Annotated in this window: 26 protein-coding genes; 10 read left to right on the top strand and 16 right to left on the bottom strand. The window is 68.0% G+C overall.

Annotated elements, in window-relative coordinates; all coding sequences use genetic code 11:
• Positions 1-87: 87 nt before the first annotated feature.
• Positions 88-1,791 carry a 3-ketosteroid-delta-1-dehydrogenase gene (locus A5759_RS17725; protein ID WP_068199915.1) on the top strand — a complete coding sequence of 568 codons (1,704 nt, stop codon included), beginning with the start codon at positions 88-90 and terminating at the stop codon, positions 1,789-1,791.
• Positions 1,792-1,795: 4 nt separating this feature from the next.
• Here A5759_RS17725 and A5759_RS17730 read toward each other — a convergent pair whose 3' ends face one another.
• Positions 1,796-2,464, bottom strand: coding sequence for a PadR family transcriptional regulator (locus A5759_RS17730; RefSeq protein WP_064418233.1), 669 nt, complete (start codon positions 2,462-2,464; stop codon positions 1,796-1,798).
• A gap of 99 nt (positions 2,465-2,563) precedes the next feature.
• Here A5759_RS17730 and A5759_RS17735 point away from each other — a divergent pair, with 99 nt between their 5' ends.
• Positions 2,564-3,160, top strand: a complete 597-nt coding sequence (locus A5759_RS17735; protein ID WP_068199916.1) for a PaaI family thioesterase — start codon at positions 2,564-2,566, stop codon at positions 3,158-3,160.
• A gap of 29 nt (positions 3,161-3,189) precedes the next feature.
• On the opposite strand, the gene A5759_RS17740 is transcribed toward A5759_RS17735, so the two are convergent.
• Positions 3,190-3,888, bottom strand: coding sequence for an MBL fold metallo-hydrolase (locus A5759_RS17740; protein ID WP_068199918.1), 699 nt, complete (start codon positions 3,886-3,888; stop codon positions 3,190-3,192).
• Positions 3,885-5,282, bottom strand: a complete 1,398-nt coding sequence (locus tag A5759_RS17745) for a xylulokinase (protein WP_068199920.1) — start codon at positions 5,280-5,282, stop codon at positions 3,885-3,887. Before A5759_RS17745 ends, A5759_RS17740 begins: the two co-directional genes overlap by 4 nt.
• A gap of 93 nt (positions 5,283-5,375) precedes the next feature.
• Here A5759_RS17745 and A5759_RS17750 point away from each other — a divergent pair, with 93 nt between their 5' ends.
• From A5759_RS17750 to A5759_RS17760, 3 genes are all read left to right on the top strand, one after another.
• Complete coding sequence (locus A5759_RS17750; RefSeq protein WP_068199922.1) at positions 5,376-5,879, top strand: DUF6328 family protein; 504 nt, start codon at positions 5,376-5,378, stop codon at positions 5,877-5,879.
• Positions 5,880-5,918: 39 nt separating this feature from the next.
• Entirely contained in the window at positions 5,919-6,860 is a 942-nt protein-coding gene (locus A5759_RS17755; protein ID WP_068199923.1) for a DoxX family protein, read from the top strand.
• Between the two features lie 62 nt (positions 6,861-6,922).
• The gene (locus A5759_RS17760) at positions 6,923-7,405 is read left to right on the top strand and encodes an RDD family protein (protein WP_068199925.1); all 483 of its coding nucleotides are present in this window, start codon (positions 6,923-6,925) and stop codon (positions 7,403-7,405) included.
• A gap of 44 nt (positions 7,406-7,449) precedes the next feature.
• On the opposite strand, the gene A5759_RS17765 is transcribed toward A5759_RS17760, so the two are convergent.
• Both A5759_RS17765 and A5759_RS17770 read right to left on the bottom strand, forming a co-directional pair.
• Complete coding sequence (locus tag A5759_RS17765) at positions 7,450-8,895, bottom strand: GntP family permease (protein ID WP_068199927.1); 1,446 nt, start codon at positions 8,893-8,895, stop codon at positions 7,450-7,452.
• A 105-nt stretch (positions 8,896-9,000) separates the two neighbouring features.
• Positions 9,001-9,504 carry a gluconokinase gene (locus A5759_RS17770; protein WP_068199929.1) on the bottom strand — a complete coding sequence of 168 codons (504 nt, stop codon included), beginning with the start codon at positions 9,502-9,504 and terminating at the stop codon, positions 9,001-9,003.
• A 124-nt stretch (positions 9,505-9,628) separates the two neighbouring features.
• On the opposite strand from A5759_RS17770, the gene A5759_RS17775 reads away from it, so the two are divergent.
• The 3 genes from A5759_RS17775 (at position 9,629) to A5759_RS17785 (ending at position 11,698) form a co-directional block, all read left to right on the top strand.
• On the top strand, positions 9,629-10,351 hold the full coding sequence (locus A5759_RS17775; RefSeq protein ID WP_068199931.1) for a FadR/GntR family transcriptional regulator: 723 nt from the start codon (positions 9,629-9,631) through the stop codon (positions 10,349-10,351).
• A gap of 46 nt (positions 10,352-10,397) precedes the next feature.
• The gene (locus A5759_RS17780) at positions 10,398-11,282 is read left to right on the top strand and encodes a hypothetical protein (protein WP_064393894.1); all 885 of its coding nucleotides are present in this window, start codon (positions 10,398-10,400) and stop codon (positions 11,280-11,282) included.
• Positions 11,283-11,371: 89 nt separating this feature from the next.
• The gene (locus tag A5759_RS17785; RefSeq protein ID WP_064393895.1) at positions 11,372-11,698 is read left to right on the top strand and encodes a YnfA family protein; all 327 of its coding nucleotides are present in this window, start codon (positions 11,372-11,374) and stop codon (positions 11,696-11,698) included.
• A 94-nt stretch (positions 11,699-11,792) separates the two neighbouring features.
• Here the strand turns inward: A5759_RS17785 and A5759_RS17790 are convergent, their stop codons facing one another.
• Entirely contained in the window at positions 11,793-13,748 is a 1,956-nt protein-coding gene (locus A5759_RS17790; RefSeq protein ID WP_068199938.1) for a phosphotransferase, read from the bottom strand.
• 40 nt (positions 13,749-13,788) lie between these two features.
• On the bottom strand, positions 13,789-15,297 hold the full coding sequence (locus A5759_RS17795; protein ID WP_068199939.1) for a carboxylesterase/lipase family protein: 1,509 nt from the start codon (positions 15,295-15,297) through the stop codon (positions 13,789-13,791).
• An 86-nt stretch (positions 15,298-15,383) separates the two neighbouring features.
• On the opposite strand from A5759_RS17795, the gene A5759_RS17800 reads away from it, so the two are divergent.
• The gene (locus A5759_RS17800) at positions 15,384-16,058 is read left to right on the top strand and encodes a hypothetical protein (RefSeq protein WP_064393898.1); all 675 of its coding nucleotides are present in this window, start codon (positions 15,384-15,386) and stop codon (positions 16,056-16,058) included.
• Positions 16,059-16,067: 9 nt separating this feature from the next.
• On the opposite strand, the gene A5759_RS17805 is transcribed toward A5759_RS17800, so the two are convergent.
• The 6 genes from A5759_RS17805 to A5759_RS17830 form a co-directional block, all read right to left on the bottom strand.
• The gene (locus A5759_RS17805; RefSeq protein ID WP_068199940.1) at positions 16,068-17,162 is read right to left on the bottom strand and encodes an LLM class flavin-dependent oxidoreductase; all 1,095 of its coding nucleotides are present in this window, start codon (positions 17,160-17,162) and stop codon (positions 16,068-16,070) included.
• Between the two features lie 7 nt (positions 17,163-17,169).
• On the bottom strand, positions 17,170-18,183 hold the full coding sequence (locus A5759_RS17810) for an ABC transporter substrate-binding protein (protein WP_068199941.1): 1,014 nt from the start codon (positions 18,181-18,183) through the stop codon (positions 17,170-17,172).
• 27 nt (positions 18,184-18,210) lie between these two features.
• Positions 18,211-18,933 carry an ABC transporter ATP-binding protein gene (locus A5759_RS17815; RefSeq protein WP_064393901.1) on the bottom strand — a complete coding sequence of 241 codons (723 nt, stop codon included), beginning with the start codon at positions 18,931-18,933 and terminating at the stop codon, positions 18,211-18,213.
• A complete protein-coding gene (locus A5759_RS17820) occupies positions 18,930-19,652 on the bottom strand; it encodes an ABC transporter permease (protein WP_231984692.1) in 723 nt (240 codons plus the stop codon). The genes A5759_RS17815 and A5759_RS17820 overlap by 4 nt, the downstream gene beginning before the upstream one ends.
• Positions 19,653-19,865: 213 nt before the next feature.
• Positions 19,866-20,552, bottom strand: coding sequence for a hypothetical protein (locus A5759_RS17825; RefSeq protein WP_068199947.1), 687 nt, complete (start codon positions 20,550-20,552; stop codon positions 19,866-19,868).
• A gap of 98 nt (positions 20,553-20,650) precedes the next feature.
• Positions 20,651-20,992 (bottom strand): hypothetical protein, encoded by a 342-nt coding sequence (locus tag A5759_RS17830; RefSeq protein ID WP_066808658.1) that lies wholly within the window; start codon positions 20,990-20,992, stop codon positions 20,651-20,653.
• A gap of 125 nt (positions 20,993-21,117) precedes the next feature.
• Between A5759_RS17830 and A5759_RS17835 the strand changes: the two genes are divergently transcribed.
• A complete protein-coding gene (locus tag A5759_RS17835; RefSeq protein WP_064350208.1) occupies positions 21,118-21,453 on the top strand; it encodes an RNA polymerase-binding protein RbpA in 336 nt (111 codons plus the stop codon).
• A gap of 124 nt (positions 21,454-21,577) precedes the next feature.
• Here A5759_RS17835 and A5759_RS26585 read toward each other — a convergent pair whose 3' ends face one another.
• Genes A5759_RS26585 through A5759_RS17850 form a run of 3 tightly spaced genes read right to left on the bottom strand, consistent with a single transcriptional unit; the run spans position 21,578 to position 25,567 of the window.
• Entirely contained in the window at positions 21,578-22,354 is a 777-nt protein-coding gene (locus A5759_RS26585) for a polyprenol monophosphomannose synthase (protein ID WP_064425597.1), read from the bottom strand.
• The gene (gene lnt / locus A5759_RS17845) at positions 22,351-23,988 is read right to left on the bottom strand and encodes an apolipoprotein N-acyltransferase (protein WP_068199950.1); all 1,638 of its coding nucleotides are present in this window, start codon (positions 23,986-23,988) and stop codon (positions 22,351-22,353) included. The genes A5759_RS26585 and lnt overlap by 4 nt, the downstream gene beginning before the upstream one ends.
• Positions 23,981-25,567, bottom strand: a complete 1,587-nt coding sequence (locus A5759_RS17850; RefSeq protein WP_068199952.1) for an amidohydrolase — start codon at positions 25,565-25,567, stop codon at positions 23,981-23,983. Before A5759_RS17850 ends, lnt begins: the two co-directional genes overlap by 8 nt.
• Positions 25,568-25,580: the final 13 nt, after the last annotated feature.

Raw genomic sequence — 25,580 nt, forward strand, 5'->3', positions numbered from 1 at the left:
AGCCCTCACCGGCCCTGTTCACGGTTCTGTTCCGCTCATCAGGACATCGATACCGGCCCGCTGCCATCCGCTCTACGTTGATGGCTTGTGACTAGCGCGCACGCGGCAACGATCCCGGAGGGCCTGCCCGTAACCGATACGACCGTCGATCTGGTGGTGGTCGGTTCCGGGACCGGTATGGCGGCAGCCCTTGCCGCTCATGAGCGCGGCCTGTCCGTGCTCATCGTCGAGAAATCGACCTATGTCGGAGGTTCCACCGCCAGGTCCGGCGGGGCGTTGTGGCTGCCGGCCAGCACTGTGATCAACGGCGACGGCGGCGCCGACACCGCGGAGCGGGCGAAGACGTACCTCGACGCCGTGGTCGACGGGACCGCGACCTCCCAGCGCTCGGACGCATTCGTGGCCCACATCGGCGCGACGGTCGAGCTTCTGCGGCGTACAACGCCGATGCGGCTGTTCTGGGCGAAGGAGTACTCGGACTACCACCCCGAGGCGCCCGGCGGCACCGCCGTCGGCCGCACGTGCGAATGCCGTCCCCTCGATTCGGCGATTCTTGGCCCGTACCGAACGCGACTGCGACCCGGCGTGATGGAAGCCAAGGTTCCGATACCGACCACCGGCGCCGATTATCGATGGCTGAACCTGATGTCGCGGATGCCGCGCAAGGGTCTGCCGGTGGTCGCCAAGCGCCTCGGCCAGGGTGTGGGTGGTCTGCTGCTCAAGCGGCGATACGTCGCCGGGGGCCAGGCGCTGGCCGCCGGTCTTTTCGCCGGTGTCCTGCGCGCGGGCATCCCCGTCTGGACCGACACCACGCTGCTTCGGCTGGTCGCCGACGGTGATCGGGTAAGCGGCGTGGTGCTGAGCCACGGCGGCGCCGACATCACCGTGTCCGCGCGCCGCGGTGTCGTGCTCGCGGCGGGCGGTTTCGACCACCAGATGGACATGCGGTGGAAATTCCAATCGGAATTCCTCGGCGAGCATGCCAGCCTGGGCGCCGACACCAACACCGGCGATGCCATCCGCCTGGCCCAGGACATCGGCGCTGCAACCGATCTCATGGATCAAGCGTGGTGGTTCCCCGCCGTCGCCGCACTGCCCGGTGCGGAGCCGAAAGTCATGCTGGCGGAGCGGTCGCTTCCCGGATCGATCATCGTCGACCAAAGCGCGAACCGCTTCGTCAACGAGGCGACCGACTACATGTCATTCGGACAGCGGATCCTCGAGCGGGAACGCGCGGGAAACCCCGTCGAGTCGATGTGGATCGTCTTCGATCAGGGCTATCGCAACAGCTATGTCTTTGCCGCCGAACTGTTCCCACGGATGGCTATACCCAAGCGCTGGTATGACGCCGGCATCGCGCATCGTGCCGAGTCGATCGTCGACCTCGCACCCAAGATAAACCTCGACGGGTCAGCCCTCAACTCAACCGTCCAGCGCTTCAACGAACACGCAGGCGCGGGTGTCGACCCGGACTTCCTGCGTGGGGCCAGCGCCTACGACCGCTACTACGGCGACCCGACGGTCACGCCGAACCCCAACTTGCGCCCACTGGATCGCGGACCCTTCTACGCCGTCAAGATGGTGCTGAGCGATCTCGGCACGTGTGGCGGCTTGCGCGTCGACGACCGCGCCCGGGTGCTACGAGAGGACGGCGGCACGATCGACGGGTTGTATGCGATCGGTAACACCGCCGCCAACGCGTTCGGTGCCACCTATCCCGGAGCGGGCGCGACGATCGCGCAGGGTCTGGTGTACGGCTACATCGCCGCCGCGGACGCCGCCGACCGGTGACCGATCAGTCGTCAGCCTCGGCCTTCTTTTCGATCTCGTACCAGTATTCGGTTGCGGGCCAGGGAATCTGGGTACCGGGTTCGATGCCGGCGTCGGCGAAGGCGGCTTCGGCCTCGTCCAGTTCTTTGAGCATCTTCAACGCGAGTTCGCGTTCGGCGGCGTAGTACCTCTCGGCCCATTGCAAGGCGACCTTCGCGTACGCCCACGACGGCTCCACGCCTGCCCACTTGGCGTCCTTGGCGGCCTTGCGCTGCATGTCATCGGCGTAGGCGACGTGCTCCTGCAGAATCTCCTTGAGCCGTGCCGGATCGGTGAGATGTCCGAACGTCACGCGCAGCAACGGGTTGTGCTTGAGCACTGGCGGATCGACCGGAGATTCGTTGGCCCACTTCCGCACCGCCTCCAGACCGGCCGGGGTGATCCTGTACAGCCGACGGTTGCGGGTGCCACCGGTGCTCTCGACGCGCGATGACAGCAGTCCCAGCCGCTCCAGCTTTTTCAGCTCTGAGTAGATCTGGCTGTAGGCGGGACTCCCGTAGAAGAACCGCATGCTCCATTCGATCCACTTGCGGATGTCATAGCCCGACAATTCGTGTTCGTACGACAGCATGCCCAGCAACGCCCAACTGGTCGCAGCCAGATTCGGCTTCGCGTCGGACGTGCTTTTCGCCATTCGGTCAGCCTAACAACGACAGCTCGAACCGCTCGTCTAACGCACCACTGGCCGGGACGGCGCCTTGCGGCGGCGGCGGGGTTTACGCACCCTGAACCCATGGCCGGCTCCGAACTCGACGATCTGCGCGCCGTGTACGAACCCTTGGCGCAAGCGGTGCGCCGACTCGTCGACGTCACGATCCGCACCTGCGCGGATGCAGCGACCGTCGAAGCGGTGACGAACCGGATCGACTGCGCTAGTGACGAACTCAGCGCATCGCTGCTTGGCGACTCATTCGGTGTGCAACACACCCGCGACGGCGAGGCGATGGTCTGGGGCAATGTCGTGATCGGGGTGCGCAACCCGGCCGCCCCGCCGCTGGTCGTCCATCACGACACCGACGGCCGAGTCTGGGCCGAATTCACGCTCGGCGCCGCATTCGAGGGTCCCCCGGGACATGTCCACGGTGGAGTCTGCGCGATGTTGCTCGACCACGTGCTCGGCGCCACCGCGCACAAACCGGGCAAGCCGGCGGTGACGGGCACGCTGACCATGCGCTACCGGCGCGGTACCCGGCTCGGGCACCCGCTGCGCGCGCAGGCCTGGGTCGAACGGATTGAGGGCGTGAAGACGTTCGCCGTCGGGCATATCGTCGACGCCGACGGCGTGACCGTCGAAGCCGAGGGTGTCTTCATCCATCCGCGAGTTCCGTGACACCTCGCCTGAGTCAGGCATTCGAGCCGTCACCGGTTTCTATCGGCCAGCCACTCGCGTTGTCGACGGAGGAAACACGCGTCGACGACGGCGCCGTGACCGGGGACGTAGACCGCGTCCTCGCCTCCGATCCTCAGTAACCGGTCGAGCGTCGCCGGCCAGGCGTCGAGGTCGGAATCCTCGCCGACACACGGGTCACCGGACTCCTCGACGAGGTCGCCGCAGAACACCACCAGCCTGCTCAGACCCGTTACCGCCGCGACCAGGTCGTGGCCGGTGTGCCCGCGGCCGGGGTAGCTGATCGACACCGTCGGTCCGCCGAGGTCGACGACGGCCTCCCATACCTGTCGATCGGGCTCGCGCAGGGCGCCGAGCGCCGCGTTCACCTCGTCACCGTCGGCGCCGTGCCGTAACGCGTCGGCACGCAGATGGTCTTTGCCGGTCGTCATGGTGTCGGCCACCGGCGGTGCGCAGTACACCTGCGCTCCGACGAACACGCCAGATCCGAGGACGTGGTCGAAGTGGTTGTGCGTCAGCAGTACGTGCCGCACCTGATGTTCGGCGAGTTCGGCGACGTCGGCGCTGAGGGCACGCGCCTCGGTCAGGGTGCTGCCCGTATCGATCAGCATGGTGCCGCCGCGCCCGACGACCAACCCGACGGTGACATCGAGGAACGGCAGCCGGGTGCGAAACACCCCGTCAGCCAGCCGGTCCCATCGAAAGTTCACTGCCCCAACGTAAGCGGCTGCGCGGTTCGATACTGGTCGAGCACCGACGGTGTGGGATCCGCGCGGTAGGTCGCGGTGCCACCGAGCCTCCACATCGGCGCTGCGTCCGCCTGCGACAAGGTCCATGCGGCCTGCCTGGCCGCACCCAGCGCCACGTACTCCGCGGGTACGGGCACCTGCACGGCCGTCCCGAGAATCGCGGGCGCGATCTGTCGCACCGCCTCCGAACGCGCCCCTCCGCCGGTCAACATGATGCGCTGCACTTGAACACCGTGCGCCCTGATCTTGTCGATGCAGTACGCCATCGAGCACAACAAGCCCTCGACAGCCGCCCGGGCGACATTGGTGGGCAGGAGGTTTCGCGTGGTCACGCCGTGTAGGGCGCCGGCGGCGGCGGGCAGGTTCGGCGACCGCTCCCCCTCCAGGTACGGCACCAGCGTGAGCCCTTCTGCGCCGGGCCGCGCCGACAGCGCCAGGCGGTCCAGTTCGTCGAACTCCACGGCCAACATCCTGGCAACGGCCGCGAGCACGGGAGCGCCGTTGAGGGTGCACACCAACGGCAACTGGTTCCCGGTCGCGTCCGCGAAACCGGCGACGATGCCTTCCGGGTCCCGAGGTGCAACCGTTCCGACGGCGCTGACCACCCCCGAAGTTCCCAACGACACCACGCAATCACCCTGCCCGGCGCTCAGCCCGAGCGCCGCTGCCGCGTTGTCGCCCGCGCCAGGGCCCAACAACGCGCCCGTCGTCGAGTGCCCGGCGGGTGCGGACGGTCCGATCACCGGCGGAACGAGGGGTCTCCTCCCGCGCATGGCCATCTCGAGTAAGTCGATGTCGTAGTGGCCGGTCGCCGACGAGAAGTACCCCGTCCCGCTGGCGTCGCTGCGGTCCGTGCGGAGGTCGCCGAGGTCGGAAGACCCGCTGAGGCGCCAAGTCAGCCAGTCGTGTGGGAGACACACCGCCGCGGTCGCATCGGCGCGTGCGGGTTCGTCATCGGCAAGCCAGCGCAACTTCGTCGCGGTGATCGCCGCGACCGGCACCACGCCCACGCGGGTGGCCCACTCCTGCGGGCCGCCCAGCTCGTCGATCAGGTCGACGGCGGCCGCGCTCGACCGAACGTCGTTCCACAGCAGCGCATCTCGCACGACCCGCCCGCCGTCGTCCAGGCATACCATTCCGTGCTGCTGGGCCCCCACCGAGACCGCCGCCACGTCGTCCAATCCGCCCGCCGCCGAGACGGCGGCCTGCAGAGCCGACCACCACGACTGGGGGTCGACCTCGGTGCCGTCGGGGTGCGGGGCCGAACCCGACCGGAGCACCGACCCGGTGTCGGCATCACAGACGATCACCTTGCAGGACTGAGTGGATGAATCTATTCCCGCGACGAGCGCCACGTTCGCCAACCTACTCCGGCGTCGCGCCCCGTTTGTGCCGCCCACAACCGCGGATCGGTCGACCAGCCGCGGCGCCGCCTGCCAGAATCAGGTGTGAACTCGGAGCGCCCCGACCCGGCAGGGCCTGACGGCTACCACCGCGACGAGACGGAAGCCCAACGGCTGGACCGCAATTGGTCCAGCTTGCTGCAGGAGCTACGGGTGGCTCAGACGGGTGTCCAGCTGCTCACGGGGTTCCTGCTGATCTTGCCGTTCACCGACCACTTCTCCGATCTCGACGGTGTCATGCGGACCGTCTATCTGGTGACGGTGGCCTGCTCGATCGGGGCGACGGTCCTGCTGATCGCTCCGGTGAGCATGCACCGGCTGTTGTTCCGTCGGCACCGCATGCGCACGTTGGTGTCGACGGCGCACTCCTTTGCCATCACCGGCACGCTGCTCCTCGGCGTCGCGCTCGCCGGCGTGGCGACGATCATCTTCGACGCCGTCGCCGACCGGGTGGCGGCATGGATTGCCGGGGGCGGCGTGCTGGTCGCGCTCATCGTGTTCTGGTATCTCGTGCCGCTGCGACACCGCACTCCCCACGATGCCTCGTAACGACGTTTGCGTCCCCGTTCGCCTGGGAACACCTCGCGCATGTTGATTCGACGTATCGCGCGCCCGATGCTGTCAGCAGCCTTCATCGCCAGAGGCGTCGAGGCCCTACGCAGCCCGAAACCCGCGGCCGATGCCGCACGCCCGACGCTGGAGGGTCTGAGCAAACTGCCGGACCCGGTCGGCACCAACGTTCCGACCAACGCCGAGACCGTCGCCCGCGCCACGGCCGCCGTCCAGATCGGCGGTGGCCTGCTGCTGGCCACCGGCAAACTCCCCCGGCTCGCCTCTGCCGCGCTCGCACTGAGCGTGGTGCCGGGCAGCCTTGGCGGACATACGTTCTGGAGTGAGACAGACCCCGAGCGCAAGGCCGAAGAACGGCGTGCGTTCATCACCGACGTGAGCCTGATCGGTGGGCTGATCATCGCCGCGGTCGACACCGAGGGCAAACCCTCGATCGGTTGGCGCGGTCGACGGGCGGCCCACAAGGTGTCCGAAGCGGTCAGCACGGCGCTGCCCGTCGGGGCGGCGGCCGGTGGCACTCTCGCCGACAGCGCGTTGGCCGACAAGGTCGGTCACGGCCTGCAGGTCGGCGCCGAACGCGGCCGCGAGTTCGCCCACGTCGCCCGCGAGCGCGGCGCCGAACTGGCCGACGTCGCCCGCGAACGCGCGCCCGAACTCGCCGAACGGGCCCGCAAACGGGGTGCCGAACTGGCCGACGTCGCTCGCGACCGCGCGCCCGAACTCGCTGAGGTGGCGCGCAAGCGCGGATCGGTACTCGCCGACGTCGCGCGGGAACGCAGCTCGGAGTGGGCCGACGTCGCCCGCGACCGCGCGCCCGAACTGGCCGAGACGGCGCGCGAACGTGCGACGGAGTTGGCCGAGACGGCCCGCAAGCAAGCCGACACGGCACGCAAACAGGCCGAGACGGCCCGCAAACAGGCACGCAAAGAGGCCAAGCGCCAGCAGCGCAAGCTTCGCTGAGGTTCCACCGAGCGATCGGAAAGCGCCCCTGATCGGTCGGGGTCGCCGGTACATTGACTCGGATGACTAGCGGAAATCTCGGACCCCAGCCTGGACAGTACGGCGGCGGCTATCCCGCGGGCGGCGGTCAGCCGGGCGGCCTGCTTCTGCGTTGGCTCGCGCGGTTCATCGACGGCATCCTCGTCGGAGTCGTGAGTTGGCTGTTGGCCTTCGCCACCGATTCCGCCTCCAACATCATGGTCACCGGTTTCTTTACCGGCGGCCTGATGTTCGTCTACTTCCTCGCCTTCGAAGCGGGTACGGGCTCGACTCCGGGCAAGAAGTTGCTCGGCCTGACGGTTCGCGGCCCCGGCGGGGCAGCCAAGCCGACCGCCGCGCAGGCGGCCATTCGCAACTCGTGGACGCTGCTCCCGATCATCCCGTTCGTCGGCGGACTGCTCGGCGTCATCGCGATCATCGTCATCGCCGTGACCATCAGCGGCAGCCCGACCAAGCAGGGCAAGCACGACGAACTCGCGGGCGGAACGCAGGTCGTCAAGGGCTGACCGCCGGACCGGTCGACGCCGTTGACCCCGACTTGGTCCGGGGGTCAGATCACCAGCCACACAACGAGGCTGAAGCCGAATGCGGTGAGACCGAGCGTGGTCTCCATGACCGTCCACGTCTTCAGCGTGGTCTTCACGTCCATCCCGAAGAAGCGGCTGACCAACCAGAAGCCCGAGTCGTTGACGTGTGAGAGCACGGTGGCTCCCGCGGCGATCGCGATGACCAGCAGGGTGAGGTGGAGACTGCTCAGGCTCGCCTCGGCCGCTGCGGCGCTGATCAGACCGGCCGTCGTCGTCAGCGCGACCGTTGCCGATCCCTGGGCCACCCGCAGCAGCGTCGCGATGATGAAGGCCTGAACGATCAGCGATATCCCCAGACCCGACAGGGAGTCGCTCAGCGCGCTGCCGATGCCGCTCAATCGCAGTACCCCGCCGAACATGCCGCCGGCCCCAGTGATCAAGATGACCGAGCAGATGGGTCCGAGGGCCTTGTCGTAGAGGGCGCTGACGTCGTCCATCGACCGACCCCGCCGCAGACCCAACACCACCGCCGCGACGATCACCGTGATCAGCAGCGCGACGCTGGTGTCGCCGAGCAGCATGAGGTAGCGCACCCACGTGTCGTCGTCCAGAATCCTGGCGGTCACCAGAGTGTCGAGAACGGTGTTGAACGAGATCAACACGAACGGCAGAAGCAGAACGCCGAGCACCGCGGCGAAGGACGGAGCGGTCCGGGCCGCGGTTGCCACTCCTCCGGCGCCGGCCCCGTCGGGGGCGTCGTCGGCACCGTTGGGGTCGGGATTCGTTGTCCCGCCGTTTATCTCGCCGAACAACGTCGTCGGGATGTCGACGTGTACCCGGCGCCCGATCACCCGCGACACCAGCAGCACGCCGATGTACCAGGACAGAATGGCGACCGGAGCGCCGACCAGAAGCGTCACTCCGATACTGGCGCCGAGCGCCTCGGCCGCTGCCACCGGCCCCGGATGGGGCGGCACCAGGGCGTGCATGGCGGCGAACGCACCCGCGGCGGGCAGACCGTAGAGCAGCAGCGAGCCACCGAAGCGCCGGGCGACGGTCATGATGATGGGGAGGAACACGACGAGACCGGCGTCGAAGAAGATCGGGAATCCGAACAGCAGCGCGGCGACGCCGAGCGCGAAGGGCGCCCGTTTCTCGCCGAACCGGGCGATGAGCGTATCGGCCAGAACCTGGGCGCCGCCGGTGACTTCGAGCAACCGACCGAGCATCACGCCGAAGCCGACGAGCAGAGCCACCGAGCCCAGGGTGTCGGAGAATCCGTAGCTGATGGCGTCGGGAACGTCGCCGACCGGAATGCCCGCGGCCAACGCCGTGAGCACGCTGACGAGCACCAGCGCCACGAAGGCGTGCAGCTTGACCTTCATGATCAGGAACAGCAGTAGCGCCACCGCGCCCGCAGCGATCAGCAGGAGCGTCGTGGCTCCGTAGGCGGGATCGATTGCTTCCATCAGGCCTCCGAACTGTCGATGCCGTGCGATTTCAGGCCGATCGGTGGATGCTCAAAGTGCCCTTCTGGCATCGTCTTTGGCTCATCCGGGATGTCGGTCACGCGCTTACCGGTCGGTCGAACCCGTTGTCGAAACGTAGCTGTCGATGATGGCATCGATGCTCTGGTCGACGTCGATGTCAACACCGTGCTCATCGGATCCCAGCGGTTCGAGAGTCTCGAATTGCGAAACCAGCAGCGATGCCGGCATGAAGTGACCGGGACGGCTGGCCTGCCGCCTGCCGATGACCTCGGGGGTTCCGACCAGATGCAGCAGTGCCATCTCAGGGCAGTGAAGCCGCAATTGATCGCGGTACTTGCGCTTGAGCGCAGAGCAGCTCATCACCCCGCCCGTTTCGCACCGTTCGGCCAACCACTCCCCGATCGCTTCGAGCCACGGATAGCGGTCGTCGTCGTTGAGCGCCTCACCGGCCGTCATCTTCGCGATATTGGCAGGCGGATGAAAGTCGTCCGCGTCGGCGAACGGTACGCGCAGACGCTGCGCAAGCGCGGCACCCACCGTCGACTTGCCCGAGCCCGAGACGCCCATGACAACGATCGGAGATGTCATTCCCTCCACCTACCCAGTTGTGTTTGGCATCACACAGCATGCCGTAATAGGCATACGATTGCAATAGCGTCACATATTGATATGTCTTTAAGTGGGTTTGGTGATCCTATGAAAAGATGTATGCGTGGCGTCTCAATCAATCGTCGGCGCACTGCATGGCAATCTTCTCAAGGCGCTGGGCACCGCGATCGTCTCCGGTGAGTATCCCCCCGGGCAGGTGTTGACCCTCGACGGGGTCAGCGCGCGTCACGGGGTATCGCGCAGCGTGGCGCGCGAGGCGATCCGGGTGCTCGAATCGATGGGCATGGTGGAGTCGCGACGACGGGTGGGCATCACGGTTCAGCCCGCAGAGAAGTGGAACGTCTTCGACCCCAGGCTGATTCGCTGGCGCCTGGATGCTGGCGACCGCGCCGCCCAACTCCTCTCGCTTTCCGAGCTACGCCGCGGTTTCGAGCCGGCGGCGGCGGCGCTCGCAGCGCGTCGAGCCGACCCGGACCAGTGCCGCATCATGGCGGCGGCCGTTTCGGACATGGTCGTACACGGCCGCGCGGGTGACCTCGAGGCTTATCTGGAGGCCGACAAACTGTTCCACCGGACCATGTTGGAAGCCAGCGGCAACGAGATGTTCCGCGCGCTCGACGGCGTGGTCGCCGAGGTGCTCGCCGGGCGGACGCACCACGGGATGATGCCCTCGACACCGAACCCGGCCGCGATCAACCTGCACGACGAGGTGGCGCGCGCGATCAGGATGCGCGACGAGGCGGCAGCCGAACACGCCATGCGGGCGATCATCGACGAGACCAGTTCGGCGGTGGCCGGGACGACTCGGGGCATTGACCCGTCTTGATCGGGCCGCGGCCAGCCGGGATCGAGGTCAGTGGTTAACTGCCGACGTGGACAGGCAACCATCGTTGGCGCGCCGATTCTTCGATCGACTCGAACCCGTGCACGCCGTCACCTACTTCGCCCCGGAAGCTCGTGCCGCCCTCGACGGCCTTGGCTACAAGGGATTCTGGATGGGCTACTTCGCGGCCAGATCGGCACCGCTGGGCGTGGTGGCGCCCGAGGTGGTGACCGCGGCGTTCTACAACTTCGCGCCGCAACGGGTGGCCAAGGCCCTTCCGGCGGCATGGGAAGTCGCTGCCCCGGCCGACGCGCTGCGCGTGCGACAGGAGTCCGCGGTGGAGGCGCTCGAGCGCTACGGCGTCGGACAGGGTGACGACGCGGCGACAGCGGCCGACTTGCTGGCCAAGGCCGCCCGCAACGCCGCGCTCGACGGTCGATGCCTGTTCGCCGCCAACGCGGCCCTGCCGTGGCCGGACGAACCGCTGGCCAAGCTCTGGCACGCCGCCACGTTGCTGCGCGAACAACGCGGCGATGGTCACATCGCGTTGCTCATCAGTCACGGGATCTCCGGTCGCGAGAGCAACATCCTGCACGCCGTTGCAGGGCGCGTGCCCAAGGAGATGATCATGCGCAGCCGTGACTACGACGACGAACAGTGGGCCCTGTACCGGGACCGGCTCGCCGAGCGGGGGCTGATCGACGGTGACGAGCTCACCGACGCCGGCCGCGATCTCAAGCAGCAGATCGAGGACGGCACCGACCGGTTGGCGTTGCCGGTGCTCGACGCATTGAGTGACGACGAGATCGAGATGTTGTTCCGCACGCTGACCCCGATCACCCGCAAGGTCGTCGCAGGCGGTGACCTCCCCGCCGCGACGCCGATGGGCCTGAACCGCGACGACCTCGACGACGACAGCGCCCACCTCCCCTAGCCGCTTGTGCCGCGAGCGTGCGAGTCTGCACACGACACGCCGCGGTGCGTCAGCATTTTGCGCACGCTCACGGCACGCTGAGTGTCGTGATGGTGCTCAAATCGGTGATGCTGTTCGTCCTCGCCGCGCTGCTGGAGATCGGCGGCGCGTGGCTGGTGTGGCAGGGCGTGCGTGAGCATCGCGGTTGGTGGTGGATCGGGGCGGGGGTGATGGCGCTCGGCGCTTACGGCTTCGTCGCAGCGTTTCAGCCCGACGCCCATTTCGGTCGGGTTCTGGCGGCGTACGGCGGGGTCTTCATCGCCGGTTCACTCGCGTGGGGCATGGTCGCCGACGGTTTCCGTCCCGACCGGTGGGATGTCACGGGTGCGCTGATCTGTCTGGCCGGGGTCGGCCTGATCATGTACGCCCCGCGGTAGCGCACGCTCGCTGCGGTGCGAGCGTGCACGACACGCTGAATTTTCGCGGCGTGTCGTGTGCAGACCCGCACGCTCGCACAACAGAGGCGAGTTGCTACGGCTGGTTGCGGTTCCACTCCAGCCAGCCAACGCCCTTGCGGCCGTCGGCGGTCGTGATCGTCGCCCATGCGCGCGGGAAGTGGCTGATCCGGCCGTCGGGGGAGGTCAGCAGCACGGGAGCATGGGCGCGCACCTTTGCTGTGACTGTGACGTCGCCGGGCGCGAGGGTCAGCGTCGTCTCCACCGGTAACGCGTTGTCGGCGAACGTCTCTCGCGCCGAAACGGTCTGCAGTTCGATGAGCGGTTCGCCGGGTGGTTGCACATAACCGATTCCGAGCGGCGGGGCGCCGGGGATACGGATGTCGACACCGTGCAGGTGGGTGCCGTCGTCGAGGTGCAGTGCGCTCCACACCCAGTCCATCGCCCACCAGTCACGCACACCCCAGGAGTGGTCGCGCTGGCCCGGCACGTCAGTGAACGTGAACTCGCGACCGTCGACGGACACCGTGCCCGACACCGAGCACGGAATCTCGTATCGCGGTGTCACCCGGTACAGATACGGAGTGCCGGTGGTGGTCCACTCGAGTTCCATCGACACGTCGACCGGGCGGCCGGATTCGTTGCGTAACAGTGCGGCCGGATCGTCGTACGCCTGGCCGCGGCCACGCATCGTGACGCGGAAGGTCTTGAGCGGTTCGGTCGGGGTCAGCGTCAGTTCGATCGCATCGGTGCCCTCGAAGTCGAGCAGCGCGTAGGTCGGGATGTCCGGACCACACACCAGGCCGTTGATCCAGGACGTCTCGATGTTCGGGTACAGCCCGAGACGCACCCACCCGCCGATCTCCTGCTGCGGGTCGACGAAGTCGAAGTACCAGCTCTCATTCCACAGCGGCTCGTCACCGGGCGGGTGTTCGCCATCATCCTCGGCGGTGGGCGCAAGCGGTTCTGGCGCAGTCGGTTCTGGCAGCGCACTCAGCGCGTCGACGTCGAGCACATGCTCGCAATGGCGAGCCAGCATCGTCATGAACATCGAGTCGCCGCGCTCGGTCCGCTCGACGAGCATCGACGAAATGATCGCCATCATCACGCCGAAGAAAGTCTGCCTACGCACCCCGTCGCGCACGTCGTGGAGGGTGATCGGAGGATTCGGACCGAGCGCGGAGTGGTATGCGGAAAGCAGCGCGTCGTAGTGCTCGCGGCGCACCTCGACAGGAAGCGCACAGCCCATGAAGTACGCGACGTCCGTCATCGCCGGTCCCCACGTGACCGTCTGCCAATCCACCACCGTCAAAGGACGATCCGCGCCCGGCTGCCCGAACAGCATGTTGTCGAGGCGGTAGTCGCCGTGCACGAGCCCCATGACCCGATCGGGCGCGGATTCGGCGGCCAGATACTCGTCGAAGCTCGCGATCAGTCGCTCGCACACGTCGCGGTGCGCGGGCGCGATCTGGTCGGCGTACCGCTCGGCGAAGCCCGCGTACAAGCCGGCGATCAGCGCCTGGTTGACCGGCGCCTCTCGGTTGAGCCACTCGGCGCTCGCGACGGCGGGATCGCAGAGCAGCGGTCCGTGCAACCGGCCGAGCTCGGACAGCGCCAGCATGGCCTGCTCAGCTGAGGCGCCGCGGATCTCGTCGCCGACGGTCGCGGGTCCCGCGTCGCCGAGCAGCAGATGGAAGGCGCCGGTTTCGGCGTTGAACGCCGAAGAGAAGCACGGCGCCACCGGTCCCCCGATCCGCGGCGCGATGTCGGTGTAGAACCGCACCTCGCGTTCATACAGGCCCAGCGCCAAACCGGTCTGCCTGCTGACCGAGTCGGTCGCGGCCACCTTGAGCACCACGGTCGCGGGGCCGGTGTCCTCACCCGCATACGTCAACGCGACGCGGTAACACTCGCTCATCTGGCCGGTCCCGATGCGCTCGTAGGAAAAGTCCGCAACAGGTGAACCGATCGCCGACGTCAGCCACTCGGCGTTCAGTTCCGCGGGGCGCTCGACGACATCGATGGTGGGCACTTTTCTCCTCTGTGTGAACACTGGCGGCTAGGGGCCGCCGTTAACGCGAGACTAGCGAGAAGTTCGCCCATGCCTCCCTGCGGGCGGCGTGCGGGTCGAACTCGATGCGCGAGCGCTGATCGAACACTTGCACGGCGCGGTCCGCGCCGGTGTAGGTGGGCCAGTCGGGGCCGGGAACGCCGGTGCGGGCGAACTCGTGCCAGCGGCGTTGGACGTCGTCGCTGACTCGCAAGGCTGTTCGGCGGTCACCGACGGCGGTCAGCAGACGACCGAACCCGGTGCGGTAGACGTCAAACACCGCCAACAGTTCGGTGGCGTGCGTGGCGCCGAGTCCCGACCAGCGCAGCGGCCGCGGAGCGTAATCGTAGCGGTAGAGGTAGGTCGGCGCATGGCGGCTGTGAGCCTCGGCGATCTGCCAGGCGGCCGAACCGAAGGCGAAATCGCTGCCGAATTGGACGCATGCCTTCTGGTTCGGATAGCCGGGGTACGCGGCGGTGATGCGTTCGCGCTCTTCGGGTTCGGCCTCGGCGAGCAGCCGCTCGATCATCGGCTCGGACATGGGCAGCAGCTTGAGGAAGCGACCGAAGAGGTTGGCCTCTTCGGCATTGGTTCCGACGATGAGCGGAAGCCGGTGTCCCTTACCGCTGCGCATCGCCTCCACCGGATCCTCTGGCAGGTAACCGGTTCCGCTCGTGGGACCGGCCGCGAAGGCGCCGAGCATCTCGCGCTGGCCTTGTTTGATCAGCTCTTCGAACGCGTCCACCAGTTCGGCCGGCCGCGCCGCCATCACCGCGTCGGCGCCGTCGTCCTCCCCCGCGCCCAGCATCGCGGCGAACCGCGTCGCGTACTGTGCGGCCACCTCCGGGGTGCGCACCATGCCTGCCGCCGGGCTCTCCGAGATCGCCTTGGCGAAAAGGCCTTTCGCCGCGGGCACTGCGAGCAGCGTGGCCACGGCGTGCGCTCCGGCGCTCTCACCGAAGATCGTCACATTGTCGGGATCGCCGCCGAACACCGCGATGTTCTCGCGTACCCAGCGCAGGGCCATCACCAGGTCGCGCAGATACAGGTTGTCGTCGATCGTGATGTCCTGGTTCGACAGCGACGAGAGGTCCAGACACCCCAGCGCGCCCAGGCGGTAGTTGACCGATACGTACACACATCCCTTGCGGGCCAGCGCCGCACCGTCATAGATCGGCGTGGCCGACGTCCCCATGAAGTAGCCGCCGCCGTGGATGAAGACCATGACCGGCAGCGCGGAGTCCGACTGCTTCTTCGGGCTCACCACGTTCAGGGTCAGGCAGTCTTCGCTCATCGGTTGGTACTTGCCCGGCGCCAGCATCGTGTACATGCGTTGCTGCGGGGCGCAGTTGCCGTATCCGTGGCAATAGCGCACGCCGCGCCACGGCTGCACCGGCTGGGGCGCGCGCAGGCGCAGCGGACCCACCGGCGGGCGCGCGTAGGGGATGCCACGCCAACGGTGCACACCGTCGCGGGTGAACCCCTCGATGGTGCCGGAGGCGATGGTCGCGCGGACGGTGTGTTCGTGCATCACCCGACGTTAGCAATGACCTTTCAAGCAGGGCCTCCCGCCGCGCCTGGCCAGGGATTGCGTGTCGGCCCGCTAGCCTGGCCGGTATGCGAATGGCTGTGCTGATCGCGTCTGTGCTGGTAGCGGGGTGTTCGACGACGACGGGCGGACAGGCTGAACGGATCGAACCGATCCCGCCGGCGCCGTCGGCGAGTTCGCCCACCACGACCACGACCAAACCGAAGCCGACCGCTCCACCGGCCCCCGGCGCGCCGATCGGCGACGTGGTCGCCTGGGTCGAAGCCGGTGAACCCGCTGACGCCGGCCAGTACCACGTGGCCACGCGTGAGGGCCAGACGACCGACCTCGGGGAGGACGTCGCGTTCACCACGCCGTCGGGCAAGACCAGCTGTATGACCGACAGCCAGTACGCCGACGGTGCGTTGGCCTGCCTGGTGGACCTGGTCGACCCGCCGCCGCGGCCGGATGACGCCTACGGCGAGTGGAAGGGCGGCTGGGTCGACTACGACGGCAACAGCGTGACCGTCGGCTCCGTGCACGGAGACCCCGGCCGGTTCACCGCCGGCGAGGGGCCCGAGCTTCCGTACGGCCTGGTGCTGTCGTTCGGGGACTACCGCTGCCGCACCGACACCGTCGGACTCTTCTGTGTCAACCACGCCTACCAATCCGCGGTCAAGTTCAGCGATGCAGGCATCGAACCCTTCGGCTGCCTGCAGTCGGTCGCCGCGCCCCCGCAAACCGGCGAGAAGTTCAGCTGCTGACCACCCGCGCTAGGCGACGCCCTTGCGCTTCAGCAGCGGCAACACGCCTTCGGCGAACCAGTAGGCCTCTTCCAGGTGCGGGTAGCCCGACAGGATGAACTCGTCGAAGCCGAGTGAGTAATACTCACAGATCAGATTGGCGACCTCCTCATGGCTGCCGACGAGCGCCGTGCCCGCGCCGCCTCGCACCAAGCCGACACCGGCCCACAGGTTCGGGTAGATCTCGAGCTGGTCGGTCCGACCGCCGTGCAGTGCGGTCATCCGCCGCTGCCCTTCGGATTGCGACCGAGTGTGCAGCGCAGTGGCTTTGGCGATCTGGTCGGTGCGCAGTCCTGACAGCATGTCGTTCGCGACCGCCCAGGCGGCCGCCGAGGTGTCGCGGCTGATGGTGTGCAGCCGGATGCCGAACCGCACGGTGCGGCCGCGTTGTTCAGCGAGTTCACGGACTCGCGCGATCTTCGTGGCGGCGTCCTGCGGGGGCTCGCCCCACGTTAGGTAGACGTCGACGTACTTCGCGGCGATCGGCAGCGCGGCCGGTGACGATCCGCCGAAGTAGATCTGCGGCAGCGGATCCGGCGGCTCCGACACCCGGGCGTCGGCGACCTTGTAGTAATCGCCCTCGAAGTCAAGCGATTCCTGACGCCAGATGGCGTCGACGATGTGGAGGAACTCCCCCGTCCGCGCGTAGCGCTGGTCGTGGTCGAGCCAATCCCCGAACCGGCGCTGTTCGACATCGTCACCCCCACTGACGATGTTGAGCAGCACACGCCCCTCGGAGAACCGCTGCAGCGTCGCGGCCTGCTGCGCGGCGAGTGTGGGCGGCGTCAGCCCCGGCCGGAACGCGACGAGGAACTTCAGCCGCTCGGTCTCCGCCAACAGGGCGGATGCGCTCAACCACGCGTCCTCACACCAGGTTCCGGTCGGGGTGAGCACCCCTTCGTAGCCCAGGCGGTCGGCGGCGCGGGCCACCTCGGCGAGGTAGCGCCGCGTCGGCGGACGGTAATTGGCGGGCACGGTCTGCTGTGACGACGCGTGCGAGGAACCGACGATGGAGCGGCCGTCACCGCTCGTGGGCAGGAACCAGAAGAACCTTCCCGTGGACATGTCGCTCCTAATCGCGAGTGAGGTAGAGAGGTTTGAGCACGTCGGTATAGCGGCGGTCGACCCAGCGCGCGAAATCCGGTGCCGCCGCGATCTGTTCGCACTCGGCGAACAGGTCGGCCATCTCCTGCTCGGACGCGATCAGTTCTTCGGACAGGTCGGTGGGCAACCGCAGGCTGCGCCCCTGGGCGAGTGCGGCGACCGCGGGATCGAGACCGACTTCCTCGCCGTAGCGTTTCGCCCACCGCTCGCGGTTGTCGTCGGCCCACCGGACGGCGTTGGCGTAGCGCTGCAGCAGATCACTCAGTGCGGTATTGCGTTTCGGGTCGGCCAGTGCGGCGTCGGAAGCAACACCGAAGCCTGCGCCGTTGGTGACACCGGTCGCGGTGGCGATGCTGCGCACCGCGAGATCGGTCTCGGCCTGCGCGGTGTAGGGATCCCATACGGCCCACACGTCGACGCGACGCTGGGTGAACGCCGACAGCGCGTCGGCGGGTTGCAGGAACACCAGTTTCACGTCGGCCACGCTCAATCCGGCGCGGTCGAGTTGAACCAGCGTATGACCATGTGCCGAACTGCCTTTGGCAACCGCGATGCTCTTGGCCCGCAGATCCGCCACGCGTTGGATGGATGCGTCGGCGTGCACCAGGATCTGATCCCCGTATCCGCCGCCGTCGTATGCCGACACCACCTTGACCTTCGCGTTGGAAGCGGCACCGAAGATCGGCGGTGTGTTGCCGGTGATCGCGAAATCGATCTTTCCGGCGGTGGCGGCCTCGATCTGGGGCGGACCGGATGTGAACGTGGAGAAGCTGATCTTGTACGGCAGGCCGTCAAGGCCGCCCGATGCGCGCAGCAGCGCCTCGGTGCCGCCCTTCTGGTCGCCCACGTTGAGCGTGAGTCCGGCGAGGTCGGACAACGCCACGGTGGCCGGTGCCTCCTGTGCGCTCGGGCTGTCCTGCCGTGACACGCATCCGCTCACCAACAGGCCGATGAGCGCGAGTACGGCGATGACCCTGGACATGACGAATCCCTTCGGTTGCTTACGGTTTCAGCTGTGTACGCCGAGCTGGGCGAGCAGTTCGGCACGGTGGTTCTCCGCGCCGATCGAGGTGCGTGGGTCGGCGATATCGAGCGTGTGGGTGACGCGGCCGTCGTCGAGCACGAGCACGCGATCGGCGAGCGCGACGGCCTCGTCGACGTCGTGCGTGACCAACAGCACGCCGAACCCGTGCTCGCGCCAGAGGTCGAGCAGCAGTTCACGCATGCTCAGCCGCGTCAACGCGTCCAACGCGCCGAACGGCTCGTCGAGCAGTAGCAAATCGGGTTCGGCCACCAGTGCACGAGCGAGCGAAACCCGCTGTGCCTGACCGCCGGAGAGCGTCAGCGGCCATGCGTCGGCACGGTCGGCGAGCCCGACGTCGGCAAGCGCCCGCTCGGCGCGTAACCGGGCCTGATCCTTGCGCAACCCGCTGCGAGTGAGCCCGTACTCGACATTCGTGCGCACGTCCCGCCACGGAAACAGCCGCGGCTCCTGAAAGGCCAGTGCGGGCGGGCCAGACACGACACGCTGCCCGCTGTGTTCGGTCGACAGGCCGGCGAGCACCCGCAGCACGGTCGACTTACCGGATCCGCTGCGGCCGATCAGCGCGACGATCTCGCCGCTGCCGATCCTCATCGACACGTCGACGAGCACGTGGTGCTCGCCGTACCACTTGTCGACGTGCCGCAGCTCGGCCGCGGTGCGGAGTTCCCGTGCGGTGGCCAATGTCATGAGCGGTACCTCAATGCGCGTCGTTCGAGACCGCGGACGATCGCGTCGGTACCGATACCGAGCAACGCGTACACGATCAGGCCGAAGATGATGATGTCGATGCGCAGGAAATCGCGCGCGTTGTTGATCAGGAAGCCGATCCCGCTGTCGGCGTTGATCTGCTCGGCGACGATCAACGTCAGCCATGCGATCGCCAACGACTGCCGGAACCCGACGAGCACCTGGGGCGCCGCGCTCGGCACGATGATGCGCCAGAACCGTTGCCAGAATGAAAAGCCCAGCACCTGAGCGGTTTCGAAAAGTTTCGGGTCGACCTGGCGGATAGCCGAGAACGTATTCAGGTACAGCGGAAAACTGACACCCAACGCGACCAGCAGCACCTTGGGCAGTTCGCCGATGCCGAACCACAGGATGAACAACGGGATCAGGCCGAGATGGGGCAGCGCCCTGACCATCTGCATGGGCGGATCAATACCGGCCTCCACCCACCGCGACAGGCCGACGGCCGTGCCGGCCGCGACACCGAGAACGCCGCCGAGGACCAGGCCCTCGACCACCCGGATTCCCGAAACGCTCAGCGCGTCGGCGAGTTGGCCGTTACGGACCAGCTCCACGCCCGCCTCGAGGATCAGCGACGGGGCGGGCAGCACGTCCTGGGAAATCACGCCGACCGCGCTGAGAAGCTGCCACAGCACCAGCAGGACCGCCGGCGACGCCAACCGAAAAGCCGCCCACTTGTGTTGGCGCCGAGTGCGATTCGCGGCCGGTACGGCCGTGCTCGGCGCGTTGGGCGCGGTGAGATCGGGTGGGGCGGTCACGTGGTCTGACGCTACGGACGGCAGAGCCGGGCCTGAAGGCTTTGATTCTGGGTGAACGAAATACACGAGACCGCCGCGTGATCGGGCACACCGACGGGCCGTGGAATCGTGTTGTCAGCTCAACCGGAACGCACCCGTGACGGGGGTCGGGGTCACGTCCGCGCCGTTGATCCTGGAGCTCATCGCCCTGTTCGACAGGCGGGTGATCTGCTGGGCCTGCTGCAGCTGGCGTTTGTTGCGGACCTCGGCGCGGAACTGGGCGTCGTTGAGCTGTTGGATATCGGCTTGGTCGAGCGTGCCGCTGAACCCGTTGAGCTGCACGCCGACGGCCGAGCCGTCCTCGCGGACCACCCAGGCCGCTCGTACGCCGTCGAGGTCGGCTGTATAGACGCCGGCCTCACCGGACACCGGTGCCGCGGTGAATTCGTAGGTGACCCCGTTCATGGTCAGGTCTCCTTCGACGTCCGCGCCGTCGAACTGCGCGGTCAGCGTGTCGCGGAACCTCGACGTGAGATCGATCTTGCCGTCGGCGTGGTTGCCGAAGAACCAGGCTTCGTCATCGCTGCCGTTGCAGGCGTACGCGGCGAGCTCGCCGCCGTCAACGGAGATACCGATGGTCATCGGCTTGCCGTCCGGCGATTTCATGTCCGCGACGTAGCGCGCCGACTGCGGAAACGGCTGGGCCCGCGCCGTGGTCGTCGACTCCGAAGACGAGCCGCCCGAGCATGCGGTCAGGGTGGCGAACGCGAGCGTCGCGCTGATACCCACGAACAGAACGCGGGTCCATCTCTTCCTGGTCATGGTGGTCCTATCGGGCGGAACTGACTGGTCATCGAGACGACGAGTCAGCACCCCTTCTGGTTCAACGACGCAGCGAAATACCGGAAAGCCCGGGCGCGTCAGCGCCAGCCGTCGGCGGCCTTGGCCGCCGTCATCAGCGCGTCGCACAGTTGGCGCAGTTCGACGGTGTCGGCGCCTTCCTCGACCGCGGTGGCGACGTCCTCGGCCGCGCATCTGACCTGGTAGATGCGGTCGGACAGCTCGGCGGCCTCGTCCGGGGTGAGGACGACGGCGTCGGGAGCCAGCGACGTGCCCTTGATCACGCTGCGCTGCTCGTACGCGCGCTGGCGGCACGACTGCCTGCAGTACTGTCGCCGTCTGCCCAGCCCCGCGTCGCCGACCTCACGACCGCACCAGCGGCAGGCCGCAGGGCGGAGGCGCCTTTTGATCCCGGAAGTCACAGGCCAGACTGTAAACCGACGGTCATCGGTTTCCCGGTATCATGGTGGGTCGAGTCGGGAACTTCACAGCATGCTGCGGCGTTGATGATTCGGACAATTACGCGCTGATCGAGGAGTGTTTGACGATGGCTGATCGCGTCTTGAGGGGAAGTCGCCTCGGAGCCGTGAGCTACGAGACCGACCGCAACCACGACTTGGCGCCGCGTCAGGTCGCGCGGTACCGCACCGACAACGGTGAAGAGTTCGACGTTCCCTTCGCCGACGACGCCGAGATCCCGCACACCTGGCTGTGCCGCAACGGCATGGAAGGCACCCTGATCGAGGGTGACGCCCCCGAGCCGAAGAAGACCAAGCCGCCGCGCACGCACTGGGACATGCTGCTCGAGCGCCGGTCGATCGAAGAGCTCGAAGAGCTGCTCAAGGAGCGCCTCGACATCATCAAGGCCCGCCGCCGCGGCTGACCCTGCCCTCGACGAGCGACCGCTCCGTGCCACGAAAGCACGGCGTGTCGCGGTGCAAACGCGGTCGCTCGCGGAATGTGAGCGGTCGCTCGCGGAATGTGAGGGGTAGCGCGGGTGGTGAGGGTTAGCGCGTGACTCGGGCGCCACGGCCGCGATCGATGCGGCCGCGCAGACCCCACTCCGCGACCTTGAACAGGGCCTCGCGGATGTTGGATCCACTCATCTTGGACTGACCGAACTCGCGTTCGGTGAAGGTGATCGGCACCTCCACGACGACGAACCCGTTGTTGATCGTGCGCCAGGTCAGGTCGATCTGGAAGCAGTAACCCTTCGAGTCGACCGCGCTCAGGTCGATCTTCTCCAGCGCTTCGCGGCGGTAGGCGCGGTAGCCGGCGGTGATGTCGTGGATGTCGACGCCGAGCAGGATGCGCGAGTAACCGTTGGCGGTACGCGACAGCAGCAGGCGCCGCCGGGGCCAGTTGCGGACCTCCCCTCCGGGCACGTAGCGCGAGCCGATGACCAGGTCGGCGCCTCCGTCGATGGCGTCGAGCAACCGGTACAGCTGCTCGGGCGGGTGACTGCCGTCGGCGTCCATCTCGACCAGCACCGAGTACTCGCGGCTCAGCCCCCAGGCGAACCCGGCCAGGTACGCCGCGCCCAGGCCCCCCTTGGCATTGCGGTGCATGACGTGGATGCGGTCGGCGTCCGCGAGGGCGAGTTCGTCGGCGAGCCTGCCGGTGCCGTCGGGGCTGCCGTCGTCGACGATCAGGATGTGGACGTCGGGCTGCGCCTTCTGGACGCGCTCGACGATCAGCGGAAGGTTCTCCCGCTCGTTGTACGTGGGGATGATGACCAGCGTGCGCTGGCTGGGTCGCTCCCCCGGGTCCCGGCCCGTCGTCATGTGGCTCCTCTGTCTGTGGTGCGGCCGCCGACGCGGCGACGCACAAAGCCTTCATTGTGCAGCATCGCGACGATCAGGCTGCCTACGCCGAGGGCGATAAGCAGCCCCTCCACCAGCGGTCCGAACCGTGTCGCGGCCGTGAGCTGGGATTTCAGCCGTACGGCGGAGTCGAGGTAGGCCGGTTCGTAGAACGCGGTGCGAGCCAGCTCACGGCCGTCCGGCGAGATGATCGCGCTGATCCCCGTCGTCCCCGCCACGACGACGTAGCGGTCGTGTTCGACAGCACGCAGCCGGGCGAAAGCGAGTTGCTGTTCGCTCATCGACTCGGTGAACGTCGCGTTGTTGGAGGGCACGACCAGCAGTTGCGCGCCATTGCGCACCGACTCGCGCGGCGCACGGTCGAAGATCACCTCCCAGCAGGTGGCCACCCCGACCGGCACGCCGGCCGGGTGCACGACGCCCGTTCCGTCACCGGGTACGAAGTAGCCGGCGCGGTCGGCGTACTCGGAGAAGTTGCGGAAGAACCCGCGCCACGGCAGGTACTCGCCGAACGGCTGCACGATCTGCTTGTCGTGGCGCTCGCCGGGTCCGCTCTCCGGGTTCCACACGATCACCGAGTTCGTCGTGGTCGGCTCCTCGGCCGTGGCGCCGGGAGCCTCGACCACCGCGCCGACGAGGATCGGTGCGTCGATGGCCGCGGCGGCCGACGAGATCAGCTCGTGAGCGTCGGGATTGGCCAGTGGATCGATGTCGGAGGAGTTTTCGGGCCAGACGACGAACATCGGCCGCGGCGCGCGGCCCGCCCTCACGTCCTCGGCCAGCCGCAACGTCTCGCGGACGTGGTTGTCGAGCACGGCGCGACGCTGGGCGTTGAAATCCAATCCGAGCCGGGGCACATTGCCTTGGACGACGGCGACGGTGACCGAGTGCTCGTCACCGGCGCCGAGGCCGGACTGGCGTACGTGCGGCCACGTCAGCGCGGTGGCCAGCAGCACGGCGCTGATACACAGGCCGGGCACCACCACGGCCGGTGGTGTGGTCTGCGCGTCGTCGCGACGCCACCACTGGATCACCTCGAATACCATTGCCGCCAAGCTGAACCCGACGAGCACCACCGCGAAAGACAGCAGCGGCGCCCCTCCGAGTTGGGCGATCGAGCGCAGCGGGCTCTCCGTCTGGCCGTACGCGACGACGCCCCAGGGGAATCCGCCGAACGGCACCGTCGACTTGAGCCACTCCTGCGCGGCCCACAACCCGGCGAACCACAACGGCCAGCCCGGCAGCCGGCGAACCACCACCGCGGCCGCGCCGAACAGCGCAGGGAACACCGCCTCGGCGAGCGACAGTCCGATCCACGGGAAGGGGCCGACGAACGCCCCGACCCACGGCAGCAGCGGCAGGTAGAACGCGGCCCCGAACAGGAACCCGTAGCCGAATCCGCCGAGCACCGTGGTGGTCTCGCGTGTCAGCACCCACGCCAGCAGTGCGAACGCGAGGAAGCCCAGATACCACCATCCAAAGGGCGGAAAGCTCAGACACAGAAGTACCCCGGCGACGATCGCCACGCCCAGCTGCGGCAGCCGGTCCACCAGGCCCTGGCCGAATCGCCTTGTCCTCGAGAGAGTTTCAGCCATATATGACGACACCTCGATGGACCGTCTGCCGACAGCGAGGTGACGGGGCGCCGAGTCGCGGCAGCGGCGGTACCCGCGACCGCCGGTCGGTGGACCACCGTTGCACCGCGTCGGCAGGCGCGCTCACCTCGAATTCGTCGGCCTCCCAGATCGCGTACGACGCCGGTGCACCGGGAACGAGGGTGCCCGCCAACCCGTCTCGCACACCTGCGGCGCGCCACGCACCTCGGGTGAGTGCTGCGAACGCCGCGCGCGCCGAGAGTGCACTGCCCGGCGTATGGTGTCGCGCCGCCGCGCGCAGCGTCGCCCAGGGGTCGATCCCGGTAACCGGGCTGTCCGAGCCGAACGCGAGGGGCACGCCTTGGGATGCTAACAGCGCGAACGGGTTCAGCGATCTGGCTCGCTGCGCCCCGAGACGCTGGGCGTACATGCCGGTGTCGCCGCCCCAGAGCGCATCGAAATTCGGTTGCATGCTGGCGAGCACGCCCCAGGCGCCGAGCTTGCGCGCCTGTTCTGAGGTGACCATCTCCAGATGTTCGAGTCGGTGCCCGCACCGGGCGACCGCGGGGGCGCCCGAGGACGCGACGACGGACTCGAACGCGTCGACGACCGCGGTGACGGCGGCGTCGCCGATCACGTGGAAGCCGGCCGCGATGCCCGCCTCCGTGCACGCCTGCAGGTGGGCCGCGATGGCGCCGGGGTCGAGGTAGGTGTTCCCGACACAGCCGGGCGCGTCGGCGTAGGGCTGCTGCAGCCACGCGGTGCGCGAGCCCAGTGCCCCGTCGACGAAGAGGTCACCCGCCAGGCCGCGGGCGCCGGTGCGGTCGATCAGTGCGCGTGCCTCGTCGGCCGTGGCGACCGCTTCGCCCCAGTAGCCGACGACCTCGACGCCGTGGTCGAGGACGCGGATCTCGTCCCAGTCGTCGAGGCCGCCGATGTCGGGGCCCGCGCATTCGTGCACCGCGACGATGCCGTGCGCTGCCACTGCGTCGAGCGCGGCGGTGCGCGCGTCGGCACGCTGTCGGGCGGTCAGACCCGCCCGGGCGGCGGCGCGGACCAGGTGGTGAGCGTCGCTGGTCAGCGGCCGCTGCGGGTCGTATCCGGTCGCATTGGCCAGGCCCGGGCACCGCGCGCGCAGCGCAGTGGAGGCCGCGGCCGAGTGCACGTCGACCCTGGCGAGGTAGACCGGCCGGTCCCCCACGACGGCGTCGATGTCGTCGACGCTGGGCGGGGTGTGCTGCGGCCAGGCCGATTCATCCCAGCCGTGGGCCCAGATCGGGCCCTCGGGGTGGCGGCGGGCGTGGTCTGCGAGCAATTGCAGGCAGTGCTGTAGTGAGGCGGCGGGGCGCAGGTCGAGCCCGGAGAACGTGAGCCCGGTGGCGGTGAGATGGATGTGACAGTCGACGAAGGCGGGTGCGACGAAGGCACCGTCGAGGTCGATGACCCGCGCGTCGGGAAACTGGCTACGGCCGACGTCGTCGCTGCCCAACCATGCGATCACACCGTCGCGCACGGCCAGCGCCGTGGCGTCGGGCATGGCGGGGCTGTGCACCCGCCCGTTGAGCAGAAGGGTCGTCACCTAGGGGAGGTTC

This window comes from Mycobacterium sp. 852014-52144_SCH5372336 (genome assembly GCF_001665615.1).
GTDB classification, from domain to species: Bacteria; Actinomycetota; Actinomycetes; order Mycobacteriales; family Mycobacteriaceae; genus Mycobacterium; species Mycobacterium neumannii_A.

Coding starts and splice junctions, on each gene's coding strand:
- A5759_RS17785 (WP_064393895.1), top strand. CDS start 11,372: ATGGTGCTCAAATCGGTGATGCTGTTCGTCCTCGCCGCGCTGCTGGAG.
- A5759_RS17825 (WP_068199947.1), bottom strand. CDS start 20,552: ATGACCAGGAAGAGATGGACCCGCGTTCTGTTCGTGGGTATCAGCGCG.
- A5759_RS17755 (WP_068199923.1), top strand. CDS start 5,919: ATGTTGATTCGACGTATCGCGCGCCCGATGCTGTCAGCAGCCTTCATC.
- A5759_RS17815 (WP_064393901.1), bottom strand. CDS start 18,933: ATGACATTGGCCACCGCACGGGAACTCCGCACCGCGGCCGAGCTGCGG.
- A5759_RS17795 (WP_068199939.1), bottom strand. CDS start 15,297: ATGCACGAACACACCGTCCGCGCGACCATCGCCTCCGGCACCATCGAG.
- A5759_RS17760 (WP_068199925.1), top strand. CDS start 6,923: ATGACTAGCGGAAATCTCGGACCCCAGCCTGGACAGTACGGCGGCGGC.
- A5759_RS17735 (WP_068199916.1), top strand. CDS start 2,564: ATGGCCGGCTCCGAACTCGACGATCTGCGCGCCGTGTACGAACCCTTG.
- lnt (WP_068199950.1), bottom strand. CDS start 23,988: ATGGCTGAAACTCTCTCGAGGACAAGGCGATTCGGCCAGGGCCTGGTG.
- A5759_RS26585 (WP_064425597.1), bottom strand. CDS start 22,354: ATGACGACGGGCCGGGACCCGGGGGAGCGACCCAGCCAGCGCACGCTG.
- A5759_RS17835 (WP_064350208.1), top strand. CDS start 21,118: ATGGCTGATCGCGTCTTGAGGGGAAGTCGCCTCGGAGCCGTGAGCTAC.
- A5759_RS17805 (WP_068199940.1), bottom strand. CDS start 17,162: ATGTCCACGGGAAGGTTCTTCTGGTTCCTGCCCACGAGCGGTGACGGC.
- A5759_RS17765 (WP_068199927.1), bottom strand. CDS start 8,895: ATGGAAGCAATCGATCCCGCCTACGGAGCCACGACGCTCCTGCTGATC.
- A5759_RS17770 (WP_068199929.1), bottom strand. CDS start 9,504: ATGACATCTCCGATCGTTGTCATGGGCGTCTCGGGCTCGGGCAAGTCG.
- A5759_RS17800 (WP_064393898.1), top strand. CDS start 15,384: ATGCGAATGGCTGTGCTGATCGCGTCTGTGCTGGTAGCGGGGTGTTCG.
- A5759_RS17810 (WP_068199941.1), bottom strand. CDS start 18,183: ATGTCCAGGGTCATCGCCGTACTCGCGCTCATCGGCCTGTTGGTGAGC.
- A5759_RS17730 (WP_064418233.1), bottom strand. CDS start 2,464: ATGGCGAAAAGCACGTCCGACGCGAAGCCGAATCTGGCTGCGACCAGT.